This is a genomic window from Arthrobacter sp. Y3223164 (assembly GCF_059091005.1).
Genome location: NZ_JBNHGF010000351.1, coordinates 1 through 2,874 on the forward strand (window position 1 = coordinate 1; position 2,874 = coordinate 2,874).

At 66.9% G+C, this 2,874-nt stretch carries 6 protein-coding genes; 2 read left to right on the plus strand and 4 right to left on the minus strand.

Annotated elements, in window-relative coordinates; genetic code table 11:
• Window positions 1-38: 38 nt before the first annotated feature.
• Genes AC5RUJ_RS13865 through AC5RUJ_RS13875 form a run of 3 tightly spaced genes read right to left on the minus strand, consistent with a single transcriptional unit; the run spans window position 39 to window position 1,117 of the window.
• Window positions 39-383 (minus strand): DUF202 domain-containing protein, encoded by a 345-nt coding sequence (locus AC5RUJ_RS13865; protein WP_494014628.1) that lies wholly within the window; start codon window positions 381-383, stop codon window positions 39-41.
• Window positions 383-781 (minus strand): YidH family protein, encoded by a 399-nt coding sequence (locus AC5RUJ_RS13870; protein ID WP_494001704.1) that lies wholly within the window; start codon window positions 779-781, stop codon window positions 383-385. Before AC5RUJ_RS13870 ends, AC5RUJ_RS13865 begins: the two co-directional genes overlap by 1 nt.
• A gap of 60 nt (window positions 782-841) precedes the next feature.
• The gene (locus AC5RUJ_RS13875) at window positions 842-1,117 is read right to left on the minus strand and encodes a hypothetical protein (protein WP_494128057.1); all 276 of its coding nucleotides are present in this window, start codon (window positions 1,115-1,117) and stop codon (window positions 842-844) included.
• A gap of 152 nt (window positions 1,118-1,269) precedes the next feature.
• On the opposite strand from AC5RUJ_RS13875, the gene AC5RUJ_RS13880 reads away from it, so the two are divergent.
• Window positions 1,270-1,746, plus strand: a complete 477-nt coding sequence (locus AC5RUJ_RS13880) for an acyl-CoA thioesterase (protein WP_494001702.1) — start codon at window positions 1,270-1,272, stop codon at window positions 1,744-1,746.
• Between the two features lie 30 nt (window positions 1,747-1,776).
• Here the strand turns inward: AC5RUJ_RS13880 and AC5RUJ_RS13885 are convergent, their stop codons facing one another.
• Complete coding sequence (locus tag AC5RUJ_RS13885) at window positions 1,777-2,196, minus strand: MarR family winged helix-turn-helix transcriptional regulator (protein WP_494023447.1); 420 nt, start codon at window positions 2,194-2,196, stop codon at window positions 1,777-1,779.
• 268 nt (window positions 2,197-2,464) lie between these two features.
• On the opposite strand from AC5RUJ_RS13885, the gene AC5RUJ_RS13890 reads away from it, so the two are divergent.
• Window positions 2,465-2,874: helix-turn-helix domain-containing protein (locus AC5RUJ_RS13890; protein ID WP_494156024.1), on the plus strand; the 410-nt coding region annotated here is incomplete at its 3' end.

Consider the following 2,874-nt stretch of genomic DNA (forward strand, 5'->3'; position numbering starts at 1 on the left):
ATCACGCCGCGCGAGCACGGGGGCGCCGTCGTCGTTGTTCAGTCCAGGGCCAGGACGGCGTAGATCCCGAGCGCGCCGAGCACCACCACGCTGCCGGCAACCCAGGCGGCAGCGGCGGCGTCGGCGTGGATCCTCTCGTCGGCCACGCCGGAGACCGCCCGGCGGTACCGGAGTTTCTGCGTGATGTAGATGCCGAACGCCGTGCACAGCGCCACGGCGACCAGAGTCCCGGTGAACCAGCCGTATTCCGGCATCCAGCGCAGGAACATGGCTGTCGCCACGATCATGGCCAGGGTGGTCCGGCTCCAGGCCAGGGACGTGCGTTCGGGCTGCAGGCCGGCGTCGTGATGTTCCGGCTCCGGCACGGCGCGGGCGCGTCGCATCAGGACGGCCGCAGGACGACGAAGACCACCAGCAAGGCCGCCACCACACCGCCGCCTACCGCCAGGATCGGGGCTATCAGCGGCAGCGGCAGGGGAGTCTTGTGGCGCATGGCCCGCTCGACGTTGAGCCAGCGGAAGAACGAGCCGCCGCCGATCGCCATGGCCAGGACCAGGAGGATGATGGCGATGGTCTTGCGGATTTCCGGGACGAAGACGCCGCCGGTGAAGACCTCCACCGCGATGCCGCCGGCCAGGAGTGCCAGCGAGGTGCGGATCCACGCCAGGAAGGTACGCTCGTTGGCCAGCGTGAACCGCGGGTCGGGCTCGGTGCCGCCGCGGAGCAGTTTGTCGGCGAGTTTGCCGCGTTCCGGGCTGGGCGAGGGCGAAGAGGTAGGCACGGCTTCATGGTAACCAAGTCCGCGGTAGGCGCGGCGCCGCCTTACGTCACATGCCAGACGTCAGGCCGCCGGCCGGTCCCGGTCGTCGTCGTTGTCCTGGTCCATGCGGGCCACGGTGAAGAAGCGGTTGCCCGCCCCCTTGTGTGAACTCGGCACCAGGAGTTTGGAGTATTTTTCGCACCACTGGGCGGCGCCGCCGGAATCCGCGGCAGCTGCGGCGATGGCGTCAATATCGCCGGACCACCCCAGAACGCGTTCCCCCTCGAGGCAGAACTGGATGAGTCCCAACTCGGTATCTACGTGCAGTTCGACGTCCACCCAAACGTCGAATCCCACAGTGCTGCTGGCTGTATCTTCTGTTTTGTATGTGTTCATCACGAAACCTGTGTTGCGCGTCACACCCTGTGGCGCCCTCCCACTATAGGGTTCACCATGCGGAATGCCAAACGGTTTCCCCAGCCTAAACGGCCGGTAAAGTGAATCGGGCGATGACTCAGACACCTTCCGCCCAGCGCCTCACCTGCAACGTGCCGATGCGTTGGGGAGACATGGATGCCTACGGGCACATCAACAACGTGGAAATCCTGCGCATTTTGGAGGAAGCACGCATCCACGCGTTCGGGCCTCCGGCCGGCACCGGCGGTCCCGGGCTCGAGGTGGATTTGCCGGTCTTCTCCGACCTGCCCGAATCCACCCAGGCTTTGGTGGCGGAGCACCGGGTGAAGTACGTCCGGCCGCTCAGTTACCGCAACATCCCGGCCCACGTGGAGGTCTGGATCAGTGCGATCAAGGGCGCCAGCCTGACCATCGCCTACCGGATCATGGACCCGGTAACCGCCGAGCAGTGCGTGCTGGCCGAAACCACGCTCGCGTTCTTCCACACGGATACAGGGCGGCTGCTGCGCCTGAATGAGCGCCAGCGATCGATCCTGGCACCCTACCTGGGAGAGTCCAACTTCCGCTGAGACGACGACGGCGATGGGCCGCCGTCGTGCCTAGCCCTCCCAGCCCAGGTTGCGGGCAATCCGCTCCAGCACGTCGAGGGTGGCCGTGTACTCTTCCTCGCTGATGCCGTCCGCCATGCGGGCGCGCGTGCGATCGACCACCTCACCGAGGGAGGCCAGGCTGGCCCGCCCGGTGTCGGTCAGCGCATAGTGGCCGTTCTCGGCGCTGACCCAGCCGCTTTCCACAAGTTCTTCGACCGGTTCCTGGGGCCCTTCGCCCTCTTCCTCCGGAATGAAAGGCCCTAGGGCTTCCGCGAGCTCGTCGGCGGTGGATGGCTTGTCCGCGAGCAGGTTCATCATCTGCCACTGCCGGCGGGTGATGCCGTGTTCCTCCATGGTCTCGATGAACTGCTCGTCGAGCAGCCGGTCAACGAGCTTCAGCCAATAACCGATAGGTCGTAGAGGTGCCATGCCGCCACCCTACAAGGGTCCGCGCGGCCGATCGACTGAAATTGCCGGACACGCCGCCGCGCCGAAGGCAAAGGCACCCCGGGGCCTGCGTGGCCGGTTCCTGACGGGCGCGCGGTTGGACCCGACGCAGACGGGGAAGCTTTCTGCCCTGAGCAGACCCTGCTGACGCCGACGGCGCCGCTTCCTACGATGGAAGCAGCCAGAAGGGAGTTCCGCCGTGCTCGAACTTCAGAAGCTTCATCGCGGTCCAAGTTCAGCGCCTCCGCCTTTGCTCCGCGACGTCTATGGGGCGGTGCTGCGCAGGGAGCGTCGTCGCCAGCGGCGCACCCTCGACGACGTCGCCAGCCGGGCCGGCGTGTCACTCCAGTACCTCTCGGAGATCGAACGCGGCCGTAAGGAGGCCTCCTCTGAGATCCTCGCGGCAGTCTGTGCGTCGCTGGGGTCGGGACTGGCCGCCTTCCTGGCGGCAGTTCACCGTGAGATGGCGGCGGTCGAAGGAAGGGCTGTGCTGCATCTTCAGTCCCTGCCATCGGACTCCCGGCCCGTTGGCCGCGCGCGGCAGGAATATGCAGATGCTGCTGATCTGCTTTCTGTGGGCTTGGCAAACCGGGACCTGGCCCCGCACGCCCCGGCGGACGCGTGCCGCCAACTGGGCGCGGGCGTTCAAGGCGGGCCGCC